Genomic DNA, 22,246 nt, shown 5'->3' on the forward strand with positions numbered 1-22,246 from the left:
GAGTTTTTTTATGAATACTATACCAAAATTATTACTCCCTTATACTCTTCATCATGAAAGTAAAAATGCCGTTTGGCAGTTAAGTACATTATTTTTAGAACATATACCCTTTCATCATGAACGCCTTATTTTCTGTTGTATTGGAAGTGACCGTTGTACAGGTGATACACTCGGCCCATTAACAGGTAGCTTCCTAAAAAAGTCTGTTAGCTTTCCATATGAAGTTGTAGGTTCTTTAGAAGATCCTTTGCATGCTCTTAATTTAGACACTACTATGCAACAGCTACACAATCATACTATAAAACCTTTCATTATTGCGATTGATGCATGTCTTGGAAGTGAACAAAATGTTGGACATATTTCTGTGCAAAATGGACCTATTTTTCCAGGAAAAGCTGTAAAAAAACAATTACCTCCAATCGGTGACATTTCTGTTAAGGGGATAGTCAATATTGGAGGCTTTATGGAAATGCTTGTTCTACAAAATACAAGACTGCATATTTCCTATGCAATGGCTGAAAAGCTTTCAAGAGCTCTATTACTCGCTGTACATCGGTACTCACTGAAAAGTATAGAGGATAGCAACCGTAACACCGACAACAACGATACCTGGCAACAAGTTAGCAGCCTTGATCTTAGTTAAGCCCGCTATATTTAAACCGATGGCAAAAATCATAACACCGCCTACAGCAGTCATTTCTGTAATAAACATTTGTAATGCCCTATCTGGTATAAAAGAGCTAATGGCACCTGCAAAGAGTGCAATCAATCCTTGATATATAAATACAGGTATAGAGGACAGCAACACGCCAATGCCTAATGTAGATGCTAAAATTATCGATGTAAATCCATCGATCAATCCTTTCGTAATAAGCACATTATGATCATTGCGTAGACCACTATCGAGTGCACCTATTACAGCCATAGAGCCAACTACGAATATTAGTGAGGCTGTTACAAAGCCCTCTGCAATATTAATTTGATTATCATCAGTCCGCTTTTTGCTGAATAAAGATTCTACCCATTGTCCAAGTCTATTCATTTGCTTATCTAAATCTAACCATTCACCAATGACTGTACCTACAACTAAACTTATCACCAAAATAATAAAATTATCACTTTCAAAGCCCATTTTAATCCCTAAAAGTGCAACTGCTAAACCGATAATCGATAATACAGTAGATTTCATTGATTCAGGAATATTTTTGAAAATCCGCCCTACTAATGCACCCGCTATAATGAGTAAAGCATTAATTAATGTCCCTAGTAATACCATAGCCTATCCTTCCTCCTCTCTAGAAAAATAGAGAGCGCCTTTTAGCTCGGCGCTCTGATTACGTGATCGATATTTCTCTTACTCTTCCTGTAAATTTAGTATTTCTAAAATACGTTCTAAATCATCTTCAGAGTAAAATTCAATTTCAATCTTCCCTTTATTGTTAGCTTTCTTAATTTGGACATTTGTTCCAAAATAATCACGCAATTGTGATTCCTTTGCTACAACAAATATATCCTTTTTCTTCGATTGATTTGTTTCACGTGAAACTTCTTCATTTAAATTTTGTACCAACATTTCAACTTGACGGACATTTAAGCCTTGTTTAATGACTTTATTGGCTACTTCTGATATTCTTCTTTTATTTTTTAATCCAAGTAATGCTCGTCCTTGTCCCATCGATAGTACGCCATCGTTCATGAACGCACGAACATCCTCTGGTAATGCTAGTAAACGAACATGGTTGGCAATATGTGGTCTACTCTTCCCTAATCGTTTGGATAGCTCCTCCTGTGTTAGATGTAAGTTTTCCATTAGGCTTTGATATGCCTCAGCTTCTTCGATAACAGTCAAATCTTCACGCTGTAGATTTTCTAAAATCGCTAACTCCATCATTTGCGTATCTGATAGCTCTTTTATAATAGCTGGAATAACCTCTAATCCTGCTAATTGAGTTGCTCTATATCGGCGTTCCCCAGCGACGATTTCATATTTTCGTCCTTTTTTACGTACAGCAATTGGCTGTAAAATACCATGTTCCTGTATTGAGTCTGCTAATTCTTGTAAAGTTTCTTCATCGAAAATTTTACGAGGCTGGAATGGGTTTGCGACAATAAACTCTAATTGTATTTCTTCCACTTGTCCACTTTGCTCTAAAGACTCTCCAGGAAATAATGCACCTATGCCTCTTCCTAAACCTTTAGCCATTTTTAATCACTTCCCTCGCCATCTCTAAATAAACTTCTGCACCTCTTGATCTTGCGTCATAAATGATAATTGGCTGCCCATGACTTGGAGCCTCACTTAATCGTACATTACGAGGGATAATTGTTTTGTATACTTTATCTTGGAAATATTTTTTTACTTCATCAATAACTTGTAAGCCTAGGTTTGTTCGTGCATCAAGCATCGTCAATAATACGCCATCAATATATAATTGCTGATTTAAATGCTTCTGCACTAAACGGACGGTTGATAACAACTGGCTTAGTCCCTCTAATGCGTAATATTCGCATTGTACAGGGATAATAAGTGCATCTGATGCAGTCAAAGCATTAATTGTTAGAAGCCCTAACGAAGGTGGACAGTCAATAATAATATAATCATAGTCTTCTTTAACATCTTGAAGTGCATGCTTTAAACGTACTTCTCTTGAAATTGTCGAAACTAATTCAATTTCTGCTCCTGCTAGTGAAATGGTTGCTGGAACAATCGATAAGTTTTCGACATTTGTTTCTTTAATGACATTTTCAACGTTTTCATCATCAATTAACACATCATAAATACAGCCTTGAAGTTCTCCTTTATTAACACCAAGTCCACTTGTTGTATTTCCTTGTGGATCCGTATCGATTAAGAGCACTTTCTTTCCTAAAAACGCTAAACAAGCGCTCAAATTGACTGATGTTGTTGTTTTTCCTACGCCACCCTTTTGATTGGCGATCGCTATAATTCTACCCATTTAAAAGCACCTGCTTTCATTTATCAAAGTTCACTTTGACAAATCAATTGTAAAATCACTGATCAATTATGCCTCCGGCGGATGTTTGGACATCCGCTGCAAGAAGTTAAATACTGCTATCTTACTTTCATTCTATCAAAAAAATAGAAAAGAGTTGTATAAAATATTAAGAATATATACAAAAAAAAGGAGACATCACAGAAATATTTCTGTGATGTCTCTAAAAAATTCAACGAATTACTTTCCTAAAATAACTTTAATTCTTGTACTCAAGATTTTTTCTTTTTAGGTATCTTCACTGTAATTTGATAATATTCCTCTGTATCTTCTTCTTCAGTCTTAACTGTTATACCACTCTTCGTTACCATAGATAATGATTGTTTAATAGTATTCAAAGCAATACGCACATCTTTACTAATCGCCTTACGTTTAGGTTTTGCCTTCTTCGGCGTTGCTTCTTCTTGATCTGCCGCCACAGGATGTAATAAAGCATAAATTTGTTCTTCTAACTGACGAACATTCCAATCATTTTCTATCGTTTGTTGTAAAATTTCTAGCTGTAATGGCTGATCTTTTATCGCAATTAATGCACGTGCATGTCGTTCAGAAATTTCACGCTTTAAAATAGCTCGCTGTACTTCTTCAGGCAGCTTTAATAAACGTAATTTATTGGCTACTGTGGATTGTCCTTTTCCAAGTCGTTGGGCCAGAGCTTCTTGTGTTAGCTCATGAAGCTCTAATAATTTTTGATAGGCCACAGCTTCTTCAATTGCAGTTAACTCCTCACGCTGCAGGTTCTCGATTAACGCGATAGAAGCTGTTTCCTTATCAGTTAAATTTCTTATAATGGCCGGAACTTCTGTCCATTGTAGCTTTTTCATTGCTCGATAACGACGCTCACCAGCAATGATTTCATATTGATTTTCCGCAGTTTTACGTACAACAATTGGCTGAATCACACCATGCGTATGAATGGTTCTTGATAATTCTTCGATTTTTTCATCATCAAAAATAGTACGTGGCTGAAAACGGTTAGGCACAATTTGATCAATAGGCAGCTTTATAACTTCTTCTGCTGCATGAACCGTCTCTGCTTGTTCTACTTCATTTTTCACAATAGGCTCTGTTTTATTTCCGCCTCCAAAAAAACGTGAAAAAGGACTTTTCATCCAAGTGGCACCACCTTTAAGTAACTATCTTGCTCTGTGTCATTCTATTATTATTTATTATATTTCTTAAAATGTATATAGTTCATAGATGTCATTTGCGTGAACCATCCATAACTAGTATGTATGCTCAAAATAGAAAAATTATTTTCTACTTTGAGAAGTTTCACATGAAACACTAATTATTGAATCGGTGATTTATTTGGTACACCTGGTTTACGCGGATATTTTTTTGGTGTTCCTTTTATTTTATCAAAGATATATAAAACACGGTCACTTTCTTCAACAGGTAGCTGGAAAGAAAATTCTTCTTTTAGTGTAACCCCTAATGTAACTAATGCCTTTTTTGCATCTTTTAATTCTTCTGCGCCTGCTGCTGCTTTTAAAGCAACAAAATATCCACCTTGTTTTGCTAATGGTACGCATAACTCCGATAAAACCGATAAACGGGCTACTGCACGGGCTGTTACAACGTCAAACTGCTCACGATATTTCGCATTTTGAGCAAATTCCTCTGCTCGCGCATGTACAAAATCCATGTTCTCTAATTGCAACTCATCACTTAAATGATTTAAAAATGTAATTCTTTTATTTAAAGAATCAACAATTGTTACGTGTAAATGCGGGAAGCAGATTTTAATTGGAATACTTGGGAAACCAGCTCCTGCTCCAACATCACAAACTGTTATTACTTTTGAAAAATCAAAATAGAAAGAAGCACTAATCGAATCATAAAAGTGTTTTAAATAAACACTTTCTAAATCGGTAATAGCAGTTAAGTTCATCTTTTCATTCCACTCAACAAGTAACTCAAAATATTTTTTGAATTGAGCCATCTGTTTTTCAGAAAGTTCGATGCCCTTCTCCTTTAGCGCCTCAAAAAATTGTTGTTCGTTCATGTAAAGTCTCCTTTATCTATATAGCTTTACTATCTCTATTATTGACTTGTAAGTATGTAACTACTCACACTACTCACATTTCCGAATCAACTAGTAAAATAGCAAAGCCTTAAAAATAGGAAGCGGGCACAATGGTATGCCCGCCCCTTATTCACTTTACGAATCTTTATTATTCGCCGCTGACACGTGCGATTTTACCTTGCTCAATATAAACGAGTAATATTGAAATATCTGCTGGATTTACACCAGAGATTCGTGATGCTTGGGCAATGGAAAGTGGTGTGACTTGTTTTAATTTTTGTCGAGCTTCTGTTGCTAGACCTGAAATAGCGTCATAATCAATATTTTCAGGGATTTTTTTATTTTCCATTTTATGAAGCTTTTCAACCTGTTGCAATGCTTTTTCAATATAACCTTCATATTTAAGCTGAATTTCAATTTGCTCCTTCACTTCATCCGAAAACTCTATGTCTGCCGGAATTAACGAAGAAACTAATTCATAATGCATTTCTGTACGTTTTAATAAATCCGCTCCACGGATACCATCTTTTAGCTCACTACCACCTACAGAGCGAATAGCAGCTTGTGTTGCTTCATTTGGTTTAATAATAACTTCACGGAGACGTGCAATTTCATTTTCAATCAGCTCTTTTTTCTCATTGAATGTTGCATATCTTCCTTCAGTAACCATTCCCACATTATAACCTAGCTCTACCAAACGTAAATCAGCGTTATCATGACGAAGTAGTAAACGATATTCTGCACGAGATGTTAGTAAGCGATACGGTTCATTTGTTCCCTTTGTTACTAGATCATCAATTAATACGCCAATATAAGCATCTGAACGACTTAAGATTAATTCTTGTTTACCAAGCACATTAGCGGCAGCATTTATCCCAGCCATTAAGCCTTGAGCAGCCGCTTCCTCGTAACCAGAAGTTCCGTTGATTTGACCAGCTGTATATAAACCTTTAATACGTTTTGTTTCTAAAGTTGGCCATAATTGTGTTGGCACGATTGCATCGTACTCAATTGCATAACCAGCACGCATCATTTCTGCTTTTTCTAAGCCAGGAATTGATTTTAGTAAACGTGTTTGTACATGTTCTGGTAAGCTAGTTGATAAACCTTGTACATATACTTCACGTGTATTGCGACCTTCAGGTTCTAAGAAAATTTGGTGGCGCGGTTTATCGTTAAATCGCACAACCTTGTCTTCAATAGAAGGGCAATAACGTGGACCCGTACCTTTAATCATCCCTGAGTACATCGGTGAAAGATGTAGGTTTGCCTCAATAATTTCATGTGTTTCTAGGCTTGTATAAGTTAACCAGCAAGGTAGCTGATCCATAATGTATTCAGTTGTTTCAAAGCTGAATGCACGTGGAACATCATCTCCTGGTTGAATCTCTGTTTTATCATAATCAATTGTACGATTATTCACTCGTGGTGGAGTACCTGTTTTAAAACGCACAAGGTCAAAACCAAGCTCTTTTAAGTTATCAGCTAAACGAATTGACGGTTGTTGGTTATTAGGCCCACTTGAATACTTTACGTCACCAATAATGATTTCACCACGAAGGAATGTACCTGTAGTGATCACAACTGTTTTAGCGCGGTATATAGCACCAATTTGTGTAATAACACCTTTTACTTCCCCGTCTTCAATTATTAGCTCTTCAACCATTCCTTGCTGAATTGTCAAGTTTTCAGTTTCCTCCAAGATGCGTTTCATTTCTTGTTGGTATAAAACTTTGTCCGCTTGTGCACGTAATGCACGCACAGCAGGACCTTTCCCTGTATTTAACATACGCATTTGAATATGCGTTTTATCAATAACTTTCCCCATGACGCCACCTAATGCGTCAAGTTCCCGTACTACGATTCCTTTGGCAGGACCACCAATGGAAGGATTGCATGGCATAAATGCAATCATATCTAAATTGATTGTTAACATCAGTGTGTTAGCACCCATTTTGGCAGCAGCATGAGCAGCTTCAGATCCTGCGTGACCTGCACCAATTACGATAACATCAAACGTGCCTGCCTCATAATTTGTTGGCATAGCTCGTATCTTCCTTTCTTTAGTAAAATTATTTTCCTAAGCAGAACTGTGAAAATAACTGATTGATTAGGCTTTCTTGTACTGTGTCGCCGATAATTTCACCAAGTATTTCCCAAGTTCTAGTGACATCTATTTGCACCATATCAACAGGTACACCAGCTTGTGCTCCAGCTAATGCATCCTCGACCGTTGCTTGTGCTTGATGAAGTAATGCAATATGTCTTGCATTTGAAACATATGTTAAATCGCCCGCTTCAATTTGCCCTTCAAAGAATAACGCAGCAATCGCTTCCTCTAGCTCTGTGATCCCCTCTTCTTGTAAAAGAGATGTTGTCACAATGCGATGGTCACCCGCTAGCTCTTTGACACGTGCTAAATCAATTTTTTGCGGTAGATCTGTTTTATTAATAATAACGATGTAATCCATCGCCTCAATTGTTTCGAATAGACGCTCATCCTCAGCAGTCAATTCTTCTGCGTAGTTTAAAACAAATAAAATTAAATCTGCACCACGCAACGCCTCACGCGAACGTTCAACACCAATTCGTTCAACGATATCCTCGGTCTCCCGAATACCAGCAGTATCGACTAAACGAAGCGGTACACCCCGAACATTGACGTACTCTTCTATAATATCACGAGTTGTACCTGCAATATCTGTCACAATGGCCTTATTCTCCTGTACTAAACTATTTAAAAGAGAAGATTTCCCGACATTTGGGCGACCTAAAATAACAGTTGATAGACCTTCTCGTAAAATTTTTCCTTGAGAAGATGTTTGCAGAAGCTTAATAATTTCATTTCGTACCCATGTACATTTTTCTACTAGTACAGGTACTGTCATTTCTTCTACATCATCATACTCCGGATAATCTATATTAACCTCTACTTGGGCTAATGTCTCTAGTAATGCTTGGCGTAAGTCATTAATTAGACGCGATAATTTGCCATCCATTTGTCCTAACGCTACATTCATCGCTCTATCAGTTTTCGCTCGTATTAAATCCATGACTGCTTCAGCCTGAGATAAATCGATACGTCCATTTAAAAATGCGCGTTTTGTAAATTCACCTGGCTCCGCGAGTCTTGCTCCATTAGTTAATGCTAACTTTAATACACGGTTCACCGAAACTAGTCCCCCGTGACAGTTTATTTCTACTACATCCTCACGGGTGAATGTTTTAGGTCCACGCATTAATGACAGCATGACTTCCTCTACAACCTCATTGGTTTTTGGATCGACCAAATGTCCGTAATGAATTGTATGTGTAGCCTTCGTTGTTAAACTTTTTCCACCAGGCGATCTGAATATTTTATCTGCAATTGAGACTGCTTCGTCCCCACTTAAGCGAACAATGGCAATAGCTCCTTCACCCATTGGTGTGGATATCGCAGCAATTGTATCGAACTCCATTTTAATGACCTCCTTAACATTATCCACATGTGGATAAATAAAACCGACCAATACTTACTAACACCTTAGACTAACATATTTTTCGCAAAATCTAAAGTAAGGATAATTTCCAATTGTGGATAATAAGAAAGCTCTACATTTATAGCACGTATTTCGACAAAAATTGCAAATGCTCAAAAGTTTACTTCTAGATAAAAAAAGTCATTTTATCATGACGATAAAATGACTTTAGCTATGTCTGTATGTTTTTTGCGAAGTTTAATCGTTCTTTACAGGTTCAATTACTAAATAACGATTAGGCTCCGTTCCTTCTGAATATGTTTCAATATCAAAGCGGTTTGCCAATTGATTATGAATAATTTTTCTTTCGTACGACTGCATAGGTTCAAATGTCACACGCTGATTTAAGCGAAGTGCTTTATCCGCCATGCGGTCTGCTAGTAACTCCAAAGCCACTTGACGACGCTCACGATAGTTTTCTACGTCTAATTTCACCATTAAGAACTGCTTGGCACTTTTATTTAACACAAGCTGTATTAATTGCTGCAAGGAATTTAATGTTTGACCACGTTTTCCTATAAGCAGTGCAGCTTTCTCGCTTTTCAGTTGAAATATAACATATTTCCCTTCACGTGTCGTTTCAATTTCAAGATCATGAATATCCAATTGTTCAGCAATATTAACTAAATAAGCCTTTGCATCTTCAATTGGGTTTACTGAGGCTTCTTCTTCCTCTTTTTGATCCTCTACGACTTGTTGAACAGCTTCGAGATCACTTGGTTGTTCAGAAACTTGTGAACTTATTGTTTCAACATCATCTTTTACTGCTGGTTCGTCAAATTGAGCCATATTTTGCTGTTCAGCTTTTTCTGCCTCAATTGTTGGTCGAACCTGTCCTTCCTTAACTGTTACACGAACTTCTGCAGATCGTGCCCCAAAACCTAAAAATCCTTTTTTACCTTCTTGTAAAACTTCAACATCTACTTGTTCACGGGTTTTGCCAAGTTTCTGTAACGCCAATGAGATCGCTTCTTGTGTTGTTGCGCCTATTTGCGTAAGTTGTTTCACTTTTTAGCCCCTCCATTTTGAGCAGGTTGTGTTTTATCTTTTTCCCAAGGTTTATAAATATACAGGTTTTGCATAATCGAGATAATGTTTCCGATTACCCAGTATAGTGATAATGCTGCTGGTAATGCTATACCAAAAGAAATAATCATAATTGGCATAATGTACATCATTATTTTCATTTGAGGGTTATCCATCGCCGGACCCGTACGTAAAACTATAAATTGCATGATACCAGCAGTAATTGCTAATGCCGGTGCAGGATCTGCTAATGGGAAGATAAGGAAATTCCCTAAATCAAAAGTAGATGTAGCATTCATACGACTAATCGCATGATAGAAACCAATTAAAATTGGCATTTGAATGATTACAGGTAAACATCCAGCAAGTGGGTTAACTCCTGACTCACTCATAAGCTTCATCATTTCTTGCTGATACTGTTGCTGTGTCTGTGCATCCTTAGAAGCGTACTTCTTCTGCAATTCCTTCAATTTCGGCTGAACTTCTTGCATTTTTTTAGCGTTCTTTGTTTGTTTAATCATCAATGGCAGAATTGCTAAACGAATGATAATCGTTACAACAATGATCCCCCATGCATATGAACCAAGCAAATCAGCGAAGTATTTTATCACTGATACTAAAGGCCAAACAATGAATTCATTCCAGAAGCCTGTGCTGTCTTTGGAGATTGGTTCACTAAATTCTGTACAACCAGATAGTAGTAATGCTACTGATGCTAGCGACAAAATTACCCAAAGTTGTTTCTTCAACCCTCTTCCCCCTACAAATACTATTCACTTTTTCTAAAACTATATGCATTCTTCTTCTTTATCCATTGAAAGTCTGCTACTACTGAATAAAGTTATCAGTTATTTTATCATGCATATAACGTTTCTCTCTACTAATTATTCTAACAATGTACTTGCGTATGTTACTAATTTTACATATATCCTTATGAAACAGTACCACAAAATACCCCTATGTGTATTTTGCGGTACTTTAAAACATACTTCTAAAATAAATTCTTTTCGCCACTTTGGCTGCCCTCCGTATTACGCTTTCTTCAATACTTTCGCGATTCGTAGAACATGCTGCAAGCTTTGTTTCACTTCATGAAAATCCATAGTGGCCGCCGGTTGTCTGGCGATAATAACATAGTCCATATTTGGCTTTAACTCATCCTTTAATTCATGAATGCTCTGCCTAATATAGCGTTTGATCTGGTTGCGTGTTACCGCATTCCCAAGCTTTTTACTAACCGATAAACCTACACGAAATTCCGTTTGTCCCTCTTTTTCAAATATATACACGACAAACTGACGATTAGCGAAAGATTTACCCTTTTTAAACACCTTTTGAAAATCATCGTTTTTTTTCACTCGTTGGCGTTTTTTCATTTCTTTCACCTGCTACTAGATAATTATCTTTTGATCCTCATTTCTAGGTTTACCAAAAATAAAGAAAAAAAAGACCACTGATGTGTCTCAGTGGACTTATTTTATGCTGATAATACTTTTCTTCCTTTACGACGACGTGCAGCAAGAACTTTACGGCCGTTTTTCGTGCTCATACGTGCGCGGAAACCGTGAACTTTACTGTGCTTACGTTTTTTTGGTTGGTAAGTACGTTTCATTTATATAGACACCTCCTGAATGAAAGTTGAGTTTTTCAACATACAGACCTGAACATTATATAAAGTAACTAGTTATTTTGTCAATGAATTTCATAAATTTCTTTCTTTAAGCAAGTCTATGTATATCTTTTACCGCTCTCCGCCAATATATGTACTTAAGCGCAGGTATTCCTATAAGGTCTCAGATCTAACACTATCCATTCTCTCTATGCATATTCGTATGCACCTAATTTTTATTTAAGAACGGATTTTAATATTTATCTTTTTTACTTACATTAATTATCCACAGAGTACTTGTTTTTTTTACACAGAGTTGTGTATAGTATTTTTTGCATTATTTTTTATCCACAACATTTATCTACAGCTTTTACACATAAGCAGATACTGTGGACAACTCTAAAGTGTATAAATCAAAGGTATGTGGATAAGTTTCACAAACTATTGAAATGACTTTGTTTTTCTGATACGATATCTGTGCTTCACTTTGTTGAAAACTGAAATGAACATTTATTTTATCCACAACTGTTGATATGCTGTGGATAATTTTTATCACAGCCTTTGGTTAACTTTTATCCACAACTTGTGAGTTTGTGGACGAGTTGTAAAATGAACGTATTTACCATTACTATAAATGCGCTTTTTGATTGCTGTACTTGTATTGAACTGTAAAGGAGATTAGCAGCTTGGAACATTTAGAAGAACTATGGAATAATGTCCTGGCTCAAGTTGAACAAAAAATTTCTAAACCAAGCTTCGAAACGTGGCTAAAGTCTACTAAACTACTTTCTTACAATGGAAGTGGTTCTACTGTGACCATTGCTGCGCCAAATTCGTTTGCTCGAGACTGGCTTGAAAATCATTATATTCATTTGATTACAGGTATATTAACGGAGCTTACAGGCGAAGACTTGCTTATTAAGTTTGTTGTTCAAAAAAACCAGGATTCGGACGATTTCGATCTGCCAGCGCCGATTATCCAAGCAAAAAATAACGATCATCATGATATTTCACCAGGGATGTTAAACCCGAAGTATACTTTTGATACGTTTGTTATTGGCTCTGGTAACCGCTTTGCTCACGCTGCATCACTAGCTGTCGCTGAAGCGCCTGCAAAGGCTTATAACCCGTTTTTTATCTATGGGGGAGTAGGGCTTGGCAAAACACACTTAATGCACGCGATTGGTCATTATGTTTTAGAACATAATCCAAATGCAAAAGTTGTATATTTATCATCTGAAAAATTTACTAATGAATTTATTAACTCAATTCGAGATAATAAGGCACTTGATTTTCGCAATAAATACCGCAATGTAGATGTACTGCTAATTGATGATATTCAATTTCTAGCTGGAAAAGAATCAACTCAGGAAGAATTTTTCCACACTTTTAATACATTGCATGAAGAATCGAAACAAATTGTTATTTCCAGTGACCGTCCTCCTAAGGAAATCCCGACATTGGAAGATCGTTTACGCTCCCGATTCGAATGGGGACTAATTACAGATATTGCACCACCTGATTTGGAAACTCGTATCGCCATTCTTCGAAAAAAAGCAAAGGCTGATGGTCTAGAAGTGCCAAATGAAGTTATGCTCTATATTGCGAACCAGATTGACTCCAATATTCGGGAGCTTGAAGGTGCGCTTATTCGCGTCGTTGCCTACTCATCACTTGTTAACAAGGACATTAATGCAACTTTGGCTGCTGAAGCATTAAAAGATATTATCCCTAATTCGAAGCCACGAACTGTCACTATATTAGACATTCAAAATGCAGTAGGAGAGCATTTTAATATTCGTTTAGAGGACTTTGCCGCGAAAAAACGTACAAAGTTAATTGCCTTTCCACGTCAAATCGCGATGTTTTTATCCCGCGAATTAACAGATTTTTCGCTGCCGAAAATTGGCGAAGAATTTGGTGGACGTGATCATACTACTGTTATTCATGCTCACGAGAAAATATCTTCTATGTTGAAAAATGACGTTCAGCTGCAACAAGATATTAAACAAATTCGAAGCATGCTAGGGAAATAATTCTGTGGACAACACAATCGTTTAAACACAAACTTATACACAGTCTATCTACATGTGGATAGACTGATTTTATTCACTTAAATACACTTATCCACAAATCCACAGGACCTATTACTATATCTTTTTTATTTTATATAAATAAATAATATAAATATGTGAGGGAAAATGAATGAAATTTGATATTTTACGTGACCGTTTATTAGAGGGTTTAAATGATGTCATGAAAGCTGTAAGTTCTAAAACAACTATTCCAATTTTAACGGGGATTAAAATCGATGTAACAAATGAGGGCATTCGCTTAACAGGTAGTGATGCTGATATTACAATTCAAACATTTATTCCAGTTGAAGAAGATGGTCAACAAATAATTCATATTACTGAAACAGGATCGATTGTTGTACAAGCCCGTATGTTCAATGAGATTGTACGTAAGTTACCAACAAATGAGGTTGAAATTCAAGTAACACCTGGTTTCCAAACTCATATCCGTTCAGGTAAATCTGAATTCCACTTAATTGGCTCAGATGCTGCTGAATATCCTTTATTACCCGAATTAACAGAGGATCAAAAATTTACTATTCCTGCAGATCTATTAAAATCAATTATCCGTGAAACAGTATTCGCTGTTTCCACTTCAGAAAGTAGACCAGTGTTGACAGGTGTAAACTGGCAAATAAAAAATGAAACATTAATCTGTGTTGCAACAGATAGCCACCGTTTGGCAAGACGTAAAGTTCAACTAGATAGTTTACCTGAAGTTGAACATAGTGTTGTAATTCCTGGTAAAAGTTTGAATGAGTTAAATAAAGTATTAGAGGATTCAACGAATCTTGTACAAATTGTTATAACAAGTCAGCAAGTATTATTTAAAACTGGAGAAGTATTATTCTTCTCTCGTTTACTTGAAGGGAATTACCCAGATACAACACGTTTGATTCCTGAAGAATATCAAACAAATTTAACGATTAATGGTAAATCATTATTACAAGCAATTGATCGTGCATCTCTTGTTGCTCGTGGCGATCGTAATAATGTTGTACGTTTCGAGATTTTAGATAATCAAGCTGTTGAAGTTTCTTCTAATTCTCCAGAGATAGGTAAAGTACAAGAGGAAATTCCTGTCGAGTCATTAGAAGGGGAGAACTTAAAGATTTCTTTCAGTGCGAAATACATGATGGAAGCATTAAAAGCAATAGATGGTCAAGATGTGGTTATACAATTCACAGGTGCAATGAGACCGTTTATTTTACGCTCTGTTCATGATGATGCTATTTTACAATTGATTTTACCTGTACGTACTTACTAAAATTTAAACTACTTTCGTTGGAGAAAATAAAACTCCATACTTTTAGGTTTTTATTGCTTTGGAAAACATTCGGATAGTCGCTAATTGCGACTATCTTTTTTTACTTATGACGAAATTTTAGGTATGATAGAGAGATAGACAATCTGTATTTGGAGGGAAACACAGCTATGAAGGACATTGAAATTGATGTAGAGTTTGTCACATTAGGGCAACTTTTGAAAATGACTGATGCTATTAGCTCTGGTGGCATGGCCAAGTGGTTTTTACACGAAAATGATGTATATGTAAATGGAGAAGTAGATGATCGCCGCGGTCGTAAATTACGTGATGGTGACATTGTAAATATTCCTGGATGTGGTCGATTCCGTATCGTTGGTACCGCTGGACAGTAGATTATGCATATAGAGCAATTAAAACTTACAAATTACCGTAACTATGATGCCTTAGCTTTAAACTTCTCTCCAAAAATTAATGTTTTTATTGGTGAAAATGCTCAAGGAAAAACAAATGTTATGGAATCTATTTACGTATTAGCGATGGCTAAATCCCACCGCACGACGAACGATAAAGAATTAATACGTTGGGATTCAGACTATGGTAAAATAGAAGGGGCAGTTCAAAAAAGGCATGGTATTTTACCGATTGAGCTTACGATTACGAAAAAAGGCAAAAAAGGTAAGATAAATCACATAGAACAGAGTCGCCTCAGTCATTATATTGGCCAAATGAATGTCGTGATGTTTGCACCCGAAGATTTAAACGTTGTAAAGGGAAGTCCGCAAATACGGCGACGTTTTATTGATATGGAGATTGGGCAAATTTCGCCTGTCTATTTACATGATTTATTAACCTTTCAAAAAATTTTAAAACAACGTAACCACTTTTTGAAAATGAATCAAGGTAAAGCAATGTCAGATGACGTGATGTACGAGGTTTATAATGAACAATATATTCACGCAGCTACCCAAATTATTCGAAAAAGATTTCAATTTATGGATTTATTGCAGGAGTGGGCAGAGCCAATTCACGCAGGTATTTCACAAGGGAAAGAAACGTTAGTTATTAAATACCGCACAGTAGCTGGTATCGAAAAAGAACATAATTCCAGTGAAATTGAAGGCTTCTTGCATAAAAAACTACTTGAAGCTAAGGAGCGTGAATTTGATCGAGGTGTAACACTAGTTGGTCCACATCGAGACGATTTGCAGTTTTTAGTAAATGGCTATGATGTTCAGACATACGGTTCGCAAGGACAGCAACGTACAACCGCTCTTTCATTAAAACTTGCTGAAATTGAGTTAATTAAACAAGAAACAAATGAAACACCCATACTACTTTTAGATGATGTATTGTCGGAACTCGACGATTATCGTCAATCGCATTTATTAAATACCATTCAAGGTGAAGTTCAAACTTTTGTAACGACTACAAGTGTTGATGGAATTCATCATGAAACGATGGAGCATGCACAGCTGTTTCACGTGAAACAAGGAGCGATTGAAGAAAGTTAGCCCGGGGAGTTTTTTAGATTACAAAAGAATGGTAATAGTCAGCTCGGTTGACTGTTCATTCATTTACACACAATGATGTTATGAAGGAGTAGATGAAAGCCGTGGCTATAGAGAACGAAGGTTTACAAAATCAAGCTTATGAAGCCGATCAGATACAGGTATTAGAAGGTTTAGAAGCGGTACGTAAAAGACCGGGGATGTATATCGGTTCAACAAGCTCTAAAGGGCTACACCATTTAGTATGGGAAATTGTTGATAATAGTATTGATGAAGCACTTGCAGGATTTTGTACAGATATAACAGTAACGATAGAAAAAGACAATTGGATTCGTGTAGAAGATAATGGTCGTGGTATTCCCGTAAGTATTCAAGAAAAAATAGGTAAGCCTGCTGTTGAAGTTATTATGACAGTGCTACATGCTGGCGGTAAGTTCGGCGGTGGAGGATATAAAGTATCTGGTGGTCTACATGGTGTAGGGGCATCTGTTGTAAATGCTCTATCAATTGAGACAATCGTTCAAGTTCATCGTGAGGGTCATATACATGAGATTAAATTTGAACGTGGAAAAACGGTTCAAGAGCTAACAATTATTGGTGACTCAGATCGTAATGGAACAACTACACGTTTTAAAGCTGACCCGGAAATATTTAAAGAGACTACAGTTTATGAATTCGATATTTTAGCACATCGTATTCGTGAATTAGCTTATTTGAATCGTGGTATCAGAATTACTATTGCTGATGAACGCGAAGATGAAGAACGTTCTACAACGTATCACTATGAAGGTGGTATTCGTTCGTATGTAGAGCATTTGAATCAATCTAAAGAGCCAATCCATGAACCAATTGACGTTCTTGGAGAAAAGGATGGAATTTCAGTTGAAATTGCTATGCAATATAATGCTGGGTTCTCTTCAAATATTTTTTCATTTGCTAATAACATTAATACGTATGAAGGCGGTACACATGAGTCTGGTTTTAAAACAGCTCTAACACGTGTTATTAATGATTACGCGCGAAAAAACGGGCAATTAAAAGAGTCAGATGCAAATCTTACTGGTGAGGATGTTCGTGAAGGGTTAACAGCTATTGTTTCAGTTAAGCACCCTGATCCACAATTTGAAGGACAAACAAAAACAAAGCTTGGTAACTCTGAAGTTAGCCAAATTACTAACTCCTTATTCTCAGATGGTTTTGAACGTTTTATGTTAGAAAATCCTACTGTTGCTCGTAAGGTTGTAGAAAAAGGTTTAATGGCTGCTCGTGCACGTGTCGCTGCTAAAAAAGCACGTGAATTTACACGTCGCAAAAATGCACTTGAAGTATCAAGTTTACCGGGGAAATTAGCTGACTGTTCATCAACAAATCCATCAGAATGTGAAATTTATATCGTTGAGGGTGACTCTGCCGGTGGGTCAGCAAAATCTGGGCGTGACCGACACTTCCAAGCAATCTTACCGTTACGTGGTAAAATCCTTAACGTTGAAAAAGCACGTTTAGATAAAATTTTATCCAATACAGAAATTCGTGCAATGATTACAGCATTTGGTACAGGTATTGGGGAAGAGTTTACTTTAGAAAAGGCTCGTTACCATAAAATCGTTATTATGACAGATGCTGATGTTGATGGTGCGCACATCCGAACATTACTGTTAACTTTCTTCTTCCGTTTCCTTCGACCTCTCGTAGAGGCAGGTTATATTTATATTGCACAGCCACCTCTTTATCAAGTAAAGCAAGGTAAGCATGTTGAATATTGCTACGATGAAGAAACATTAAAGGGAATTTTAGAACGACTACCAAAAATGCCGAAACCAAATGTGCAACGATACAAAGGTCTTGGAGAAATGAATGCAGAGCAGCTTTGGGAAACTACAATGGATCCTGAGCATCGCACATTGTTACAAGTAGAATTAGATGATGCAATTAAAGCAAACCAAGCATTTGAGCGTTTAATGGGCGATGAAGTTGAACCGCGTCGTCAATTTATCGAAGAAAATGCTGTATACGCTAATTTAGATATTTAATTTTTTTTGAGAGGAGGTCTACACTTTGTCAGAACAAGAACGCTCCGGTGTTAAAGGAGTTAATATAACAAAAGAAATTGAAACATCCTTCCTCGATTATGCGATGAGTGTAATCGTTTCTCGTGCGTTACCAGATGTACGAGATGGATTGAAGCCTGTACATCGCCGTATTTTATATGGCATGCAAGAACTAGGGAATACAGCAGATAAAGCGTATAAAAAATCAGCACGTATCGTTGGGGACGTAATGGGTAAATACCACCCACACGGTGACTCATCCATCTATGATGCAATGGTACGTATGGCGCAAGATTTCAGCTATCGTTATATGTTAGTCGATGGTCACGGTAACTTTGGATCTGTCGATGGCGACGGAGCGGCAGCGATGCGTTATACAGAATCACGTATGTCTCGTATTGCAATGGAGATGCTTCGCGATATTAATAAAGACACAATTGACTATACAGATAACTATGATGGTTCAGAAAAGGAACCTATTGTCCTTCCAAGTCGCTATCCAAACTTATTAGTAAATGGAGCGGCAGGAATTGCGGTTGGTATGGCGACAAATATTCCGCCACATCAACTTGGTGAAACGATAGATGCAGTGATTGCACTTTCTGAAAACCCGGCTATTACAACGGAAGAATTGATGGAAATTATCCCTGGACCTGATTTCCCAACTGGTGGATTAATCTTGGGCCGTAGTGGTATTCGTCGTGCCTACGAGACGGGTCGTGGCTCTATCATTATTCGTGCAAAGGTAGAGATTGAACAAAAATCAAATGGTAAAGAAACAATTCTTATTCATGAATTACCATACCAAGTGAATAAAGCTAAGCTTATTGAAAAAATAGCAGAGCTTGTACGCGATAAAAAAATTGATGGTATTACTAACCTACGTGATGAATCTGACCGACGTGGTATGCGAGTAGTCATTGAAATTCGTAAAGATGCAAATGCTAATGTAGTTTTAAATAATTTATATAAACAAACAGCAATGCAGTCTAGCTTCGGTATTAATATGCTGTCATTAGTAAATGGTCAGCCTAAAGTAATGGGCTTAAAAGAAATGTTGCATCATTACTTAGAGCACCAAAAGGTTATTATTCGTCGTCGTACGGAATTTGACTTAAGGAAAGCAGAAGATCGTGCACATATTTTAGAGGGCTTACGTATTGCCCTCGATCATATTGACGAAATTATCGCTATTATCCGTGGATCTCGTAGTGGTGATGAGGCGAAACCACAATTGATGGAACGATTCAATTTATCTGAACGTCAAGCACAAGCAATTTTAGATATGCGTTTAGTTCGTTTAAGTGGATTAGAGCGTGAAAAAATTGAAGCAGAGTACCAAGAGCTTCAAGTCCTAATTGCGGAATTAAAAGCGATTTTAGCCGATGAAGCTAAAATTGTTGATATTATTCGTACTGAAATATTAGAACTGAAAGAACGCTTTAACGATACACGTCGTACTGAAATTATTTCTGGTGGTATAGAGATGATTGAGGACGAGGATTTAATTCCAGTCGAAAATTCAGTCGTAACATTAACGCACAATGGTTATATTAAACGTTTAGCTGCGAATACATATCGCAGTCAAAAACGTGGTGGTCGTGGTGTACAAGGTATGGGCACTAACGAAGATGATTTCGTAGAGCACCTTATGAATACATCCACACACGATACAATTTTATTTTTCACTTCAAAAGGAAAAGTATTTAGAGCAAAAGGTTACGAGATTCCGGAATTTGGTCGTACAGCGAAAGGATTACCGATTGTTAACTTACTCAATATTGAAAAAGGTGAGAAAGTAACAGCGATGATTCGTGTTGATTCATTTGAAGAAGATGCATACTTCATCTTTACTACTAAAACAGGTATTACAAAGCGTACTCCAGTTTCTCAATTTGCTAATATCCGTACAAACGGCTTAATAGCTATAAGTTTACGAGAAGATGATGATCTTATTTCTGTTCGTTTAACAGATGGCGAGAAGCAAGTGATTATCGGTACACGCGATGGCATGCTTGTACGTTTCCAAGAGGATGATATTCGCTCAATGGGACGTACTGCTGGTGGTGTGCGCGGTATCAAACTTCGTGACGGTGACGAAGTGGTCGGTATGGAAATCGTTGAACCAGGACAGGAAATTTTAGTTGTTACTGCAAAAGGTTACGGTAAACGTACTTCTGAAGAGGAATATCGTTTACAAAGCCGTGGTGGCGTAGGATTGAAAACAATTCAAATCACTGATAAAAACGGTCCAATGGTAGCTGTAAAAACTGTTGATGGTTCTGAGGATTTAATGCTTATCACAATTAATGGTATGCTAATCCGTATGGATGTGAATGATATTTCATTAATTGGTCGTAGTACACAGGGAGTTCGTTTAATTCGTTTAGGGGATGACGAACTTGTTGCAACTGTAGCGAAGGTTGAAAAAGAAGAAGAATCAAATGAAGAAAATGATCAAGTAGAAGAATAATAATAGGCCGATGACGACAGCTATTGTTGCCGTTCATCGGTTTTTTTTTTTAGCATAAATTATGAAAAATAAGTAATTATTTTGAATTCGTGATAAAATGAAATTAACTTTATGTTTAAGTAGTGAAATAGTGAAGAGGTGTTAATCGGGTGGAAACAATATATGTTCCAATTCCAGAATTACGTGTTGGTAAAGTGATTTCTGAAGATATTTTTGCTAATACACAATATCCAATAATTTTTAAAAATACGATAATTTCCTATGATCATTTACACGTTTTTTTTGCTTTTAATATTTCAAGAGTCCCTGTTTATAAAGATGGTAGAGAGAATCAATCAGAGACAATAGAAACAGAATTAGTTGTTCCACCAGAGGTTATTCCAACTTTTAAAAGGGTCTATGACAATTCTGTTGAGCAATTCAAAAAGGAATTTAAAAACTGGGAAGCTGGAGCAAAGGTAGATATTGCGAAAGCACGTAAAATTATCTTGCCATTATTAGAAATGGTTTTAGAAGATCGTACAATAATTTTTGATTTAAATGAGTATTCAAATCCAAAAGACTATTTGTACCATCATTGTGTAGCAACAGCATTGATTTCTGCAGTGATTGCACAAAAATTAGGTTATGACAAAGGAATTACAATTCAAGTTGCAATTGGAGGTTTATTAGCTGATTGTGGGATGGCAAAAGTTCATCCACGTATCCGTGATAAAAAAACAACCTTAACAGAGCAGGAGTTTGATGAAATTTATAAGCATCCGATTTATAGCTATCATATGGTCAAAGATTTAACAATCTTAAAGGATACAATGAAAGAGGCTATTTTCCAGCACCATGAGCGTTTAAACGGTAGTGGCTATCCGAAGGGAGAAAAAATTGCTAATATCTCTACTTTTGCACAAATTATCGCTGTTGCAGATGTATTCCACGCAATGACATGCGAACGAGTTTATAGAACAAAGCAATCTTCTTTTAAAGTTATAGAGATGATTAATGAATCTGAATTTGGAAAGTTTGATATTAAAGTAGTTCGTGCACTTATAGATATTGTTGCTGATCTTCCTATAGGAACAATTGTTGAACTATCTAATCTTGAACATGGCGAAGTAATGTTTGTAAATAAATTTGCACCAACTCGACCACTTATCAAATTAAGTCATTCAGGGGAGATATTTGATTTAAGTAAAAATCGTACTTTCTATATTTCACGTATTATAACGAACTTATAATAGACGAAAGGCAACCCATTAACATTGGCGGTTGTCTTTTTTATTTTTATTTCTGTCGACACAAGTTTATGAGGTGAAACAAAAGCATTCGTAATATCTCTAAATATAAAGAGATGAATACAAGAGAATTATTATCTACAATTCAAAATAAAGAATACTATCTCTTTGAATTAATGAATCAATATTATTTAGAACCTTTAAACATGTTGATGTAATAGAAGAATAATAGATATATAAATTATTTATTGAGAAAGTGTTGACATAGTTTTAGATTCTTGATATTATAAGTAAGTCGCCAAGAGGTGACGCATTAAACGAAAAAATGAACCTTGAAAACTGAACAAGCAAAACGTAATCAATAAAGTTTTTAGTAGCTAACCTTGAGTTAGTGAACGAAACAAAATTTTGGACATCAAACATGATGCCAGCAAAACAATTTGAGCTAAT

At 36.4% G+C, this 22,246-nt stretch carries 19 protein-coding genes; 8 read left to right on the plus strand and 11 right to left on the minus strand.

The annotated features are described in order from the left end of the window. The first annotated feature begins 10 nt into the window (after positions 1 to 10). Positions 11 to 643, plus strand: coding sequence for a spore protease YyaC (gene yyaC / locus BFJ97_RS16805; RefSeq protein ID WP_068985812.1), 633 nt, complete (start codon positions 11 to 13; stop codon positions 641 to 643). Here yyaC and BFJ97_RS16810 read toward each other — a convergent pair. From BFJ97_RS16810 to rpmH, 11 genes are all read right to left on the minus strand, one after another. Next, complete coding sequence (locus BFJ97_RS16810; RefSeq protein ID WP_068985813.1) at positions 560 to 1,276, minus strand: DUF554 domain-containing protein; 717 nt, start codon at positions 1,274 to 1,276, stop codon at positions 560 to 562. The genes yyaC and BFJ97_RS16810 overlap by 84 nt on opposite strands. Before the next feature lie 78 nt (positions 1,277 to 1,354). After that, on the minus strand, positions 1,355 to 2,203 hold the full coding sequence (locus BFJ97_RS16815) for a ParB/RepB/Spo0J family partition protein (protein WP_068985814.1): 849 nt from the start codon (positions 2,201 to 2,203) through the stop codon (positions 1,355 to 1,357). Then, complete coding sequence (locus tag BFJ97_RS16820; protein WP_068985815.1) at positions 2,196 to 2,957, minus strand: ParA family protein; 762 nt, start codon at positions 2,955 to 2,957, stop codon at positions 2,196 to 2,198. Before BFJ97_RS16820 ends, BFJ97_RS16815 begins: the two co-directional genes overlap by 8 nt. Positions 2,958 to 3,226: 269 nt before the next feature. After that, complete coding sequence (gene noc, locus BFJ97_RS16825; RefSeq protein WP_068985816.1) at positions 3,227 to 4,126, minus strand: nucleoid occlusion protein; 900 nt, start codon at positions 4,124 to 4,126, stop codon at positions 3,227 to 3,229. A gap of 179 nt (positions 4,127 to 4,305) precedes the next feature. Next, the gene (gene rsmG / locus BFJ97_RS16830; protein ID WP_068985817.1) at positions 4,306 to 5,022 is read right to left on the minus strand and encodes a 16S rRNA (guanine(527)-N(7))-methyltransferase RsmG; all 717 of its coding nucleotides are present in this window, start codon (positions 5,020 to 5,022) and stop codon (positions 4,306 to 4,308) included. A gap of 169 nt (positions 5,023 to 5,191) precedes the next feature. Next, the gene (gene mnmG / locus BFJ97_RS16835; RefSeq protein WP_068985818.1) at positions 5,192 to 7,087 is read right to left on the minus strand and encodes a tRNA uridine-5-carboxymethylaminomethyl(34) synthesis enzyme MnmG; all 1,896 of its coding nucleotides are present in this window, start codon (positions 7,085 to 7,087) and stop codon (positions 5,192 to 5,194) included. A 28-nt stretch (positions 7,088 to 7,115) separates the two neighbouring features. Continuing rightward, on the minus strand, positions 7,116 to 8,501 hold the full coding sequence (mnmE, locus tag BFJ97_RS16840) for a tRNA uridine-5-carboxymethylaminomethyl(34) synthesis GTPase MnmE (RefSeq protein WP_068985819.1): 1,386 nt from the start codon (positions 8,499 to 8,501) through the stop codon (positions 7,116 to 7,118). Between the two features lie 258 nt (positions 8,502 to 8,759). Then, complete coding sequence (jag, locus tag BFJ97_RS16845; RefSeq protein WP_068985820.1) at positions 8,760 to 9,569, minus strand: RNA-binding cell elongation regulator Jag/EloR; 810 nt, start codon at positions 9,567 to 9,569, stop codon at positions 8,760 to 8,762. Beyond that, the gene (gene yidC / locus BFJ97_RS16850) at positions 9,566 to 10,336 is read right to left on the minus strand and encodes a membrane protein insertase YidC (RefSeq protein WP_068985821.1); all 771 of its coding nucleotides are present in this window, start codon (positions 10,334 to 10,336) and stop codon (positions 9,566 to 9,568) included. Before yidC ends, jag begins: the two co-directional genes overlap by 4 nt. A gap of 282 nt (positions 10,337 to 10,618) precedes the next feature. Further along, positions 10,619 to 10,963 (minus strand): ribonuclease P protein component, encoded by a 345-nt coding sequence (rnpA, locus tag BFJ97_RS16855; protein WP_068985822.1) that lies wholly within the window; start codon positions 10,961 to 10,963, stop codon positions 10,619 to 10,621. Positions 10,964 to 11,064: 101 nt separating this feature from the next. Beyond that, positions 11,065 to 11,199 carry a 50S ribosomal protein L34 gene (gene rpmH, locus BFJ97_RS16860; RefSeq protein ID WP_004233310.1) on the minus strand — a complete coding sequence of 45 codons (135 nt, stop codon included), beginning with the start codon at positions 11,197 to 11,199 and terminating at the stop codon, positions 11,065 to 11,067. 683 nt (positions 11,200 to 11,882) lie between these two features. Between rpmH and dnaA the strand changes: the two genes are divergently transcribed. From dnaA to BFJ97_RS16895, 7 genes are all read left to right on the plus strand, one after another. Further along, complete coding sequence (gene dnaA, locus BFJ97_RS16865) at positions 11,883 to 13,232, plus strand: chromosomal replication initiator protein DnaA (RefSeq protein ID WP_068985823.1); 1,350 nt, start codon at positions 11,883 to 11,885, stop codon at positions 13,230 to 13,232. A gap of 169 nt (positions 13,233 to 13,401) precedes the next feature. After that, positions 13,402 to 14,538: a DNA polymerase III subunit beta gene (gene dnaN, locus BFJ97_RS16870; protein ID WP_068985824.1), complete on the plus strand. Its 1,137-nt coding sequence runs from the start codon at positions 13,402 to 13,404 to the stop codon at positions 14,536 to 14,538. 167 nt (positions 14,539 to 14,705) lie between these two features. Beyond that, positions 14,706 to 14,930, plus strand: coding sequence for a S4 domain-containing protein YaaA (yaaA, locus tag BFJ97_RS16875; RefSeq protein WP_068985825.1), 225 nt, complete (start codon positions 14,706 to 14,708; stop codon positions 14,928 to 14,930). A 3-nt stretch (positions 14,931 to 14,933) separates the two neighbouring features. Further along, complete coding sequence (gene recF, locus BFJ97_RS16880; RefSeq protein WP_068985826.1) at positions 14,934 to 16,049, plus strand: DNA replication/repair protein RecF; 1,116 nt, start codon at positions 14,934 to 14,936, stop codon at positions 16,047 to 16,049. A gap of 92 nt (positions 16,050 to 16,141) precedes the next feature. Further along, positions 16,142 to 18,076, plus strand: a complete 1,935-nt coding sequence (gyrB, locus tag BFJ97_RS16885) for a DNA topoisomerase (ATP-hydrolyzing) subunit B (RefSeq protein ID WP_068985827.1) — start codon at positions 16,142 to 16,144, stop codon at positions 18,074 to 18,076. A 25-nt stretch (positions 18,077 to 18,101) separates the two neighbouring features. Then, entirely contained in the window at positions 18,102 to 20,567 is a 2,466-nt protein-coding gene (gene gyrA, locus BFJ97_RS16890; RefSeq protein WP_068985828.1) for a DNA gyrase subunit A, read from the plus strand. 149 nt (positions 20,568 to 20,716) lie between these two features. Beyond that, positions 20,717 to 21,799, plus strand: coding sequence for an HD-GYP domain-containing protein (locus tag BFJ97_RS16895; RefSeq protein WP_068985829.1), 1,083 nt, complete (start codon positions 20,717 to 20,719; stop codon positions 21,797 to 21,799). The last annotated feature ends 447 nt before the right edge of the window (positions 21,800 to 22,246 follow it).

Source organism: Lysinibacillus xylanilyticus (assembly GCF_001708185.1).
Classification (GTDB): Bacteria; Bacillota; Bacilli; order Bacillales_A; family Planococcaceae; genus Lysinibacillus; species Lysinibacillus xylanilyticus_A.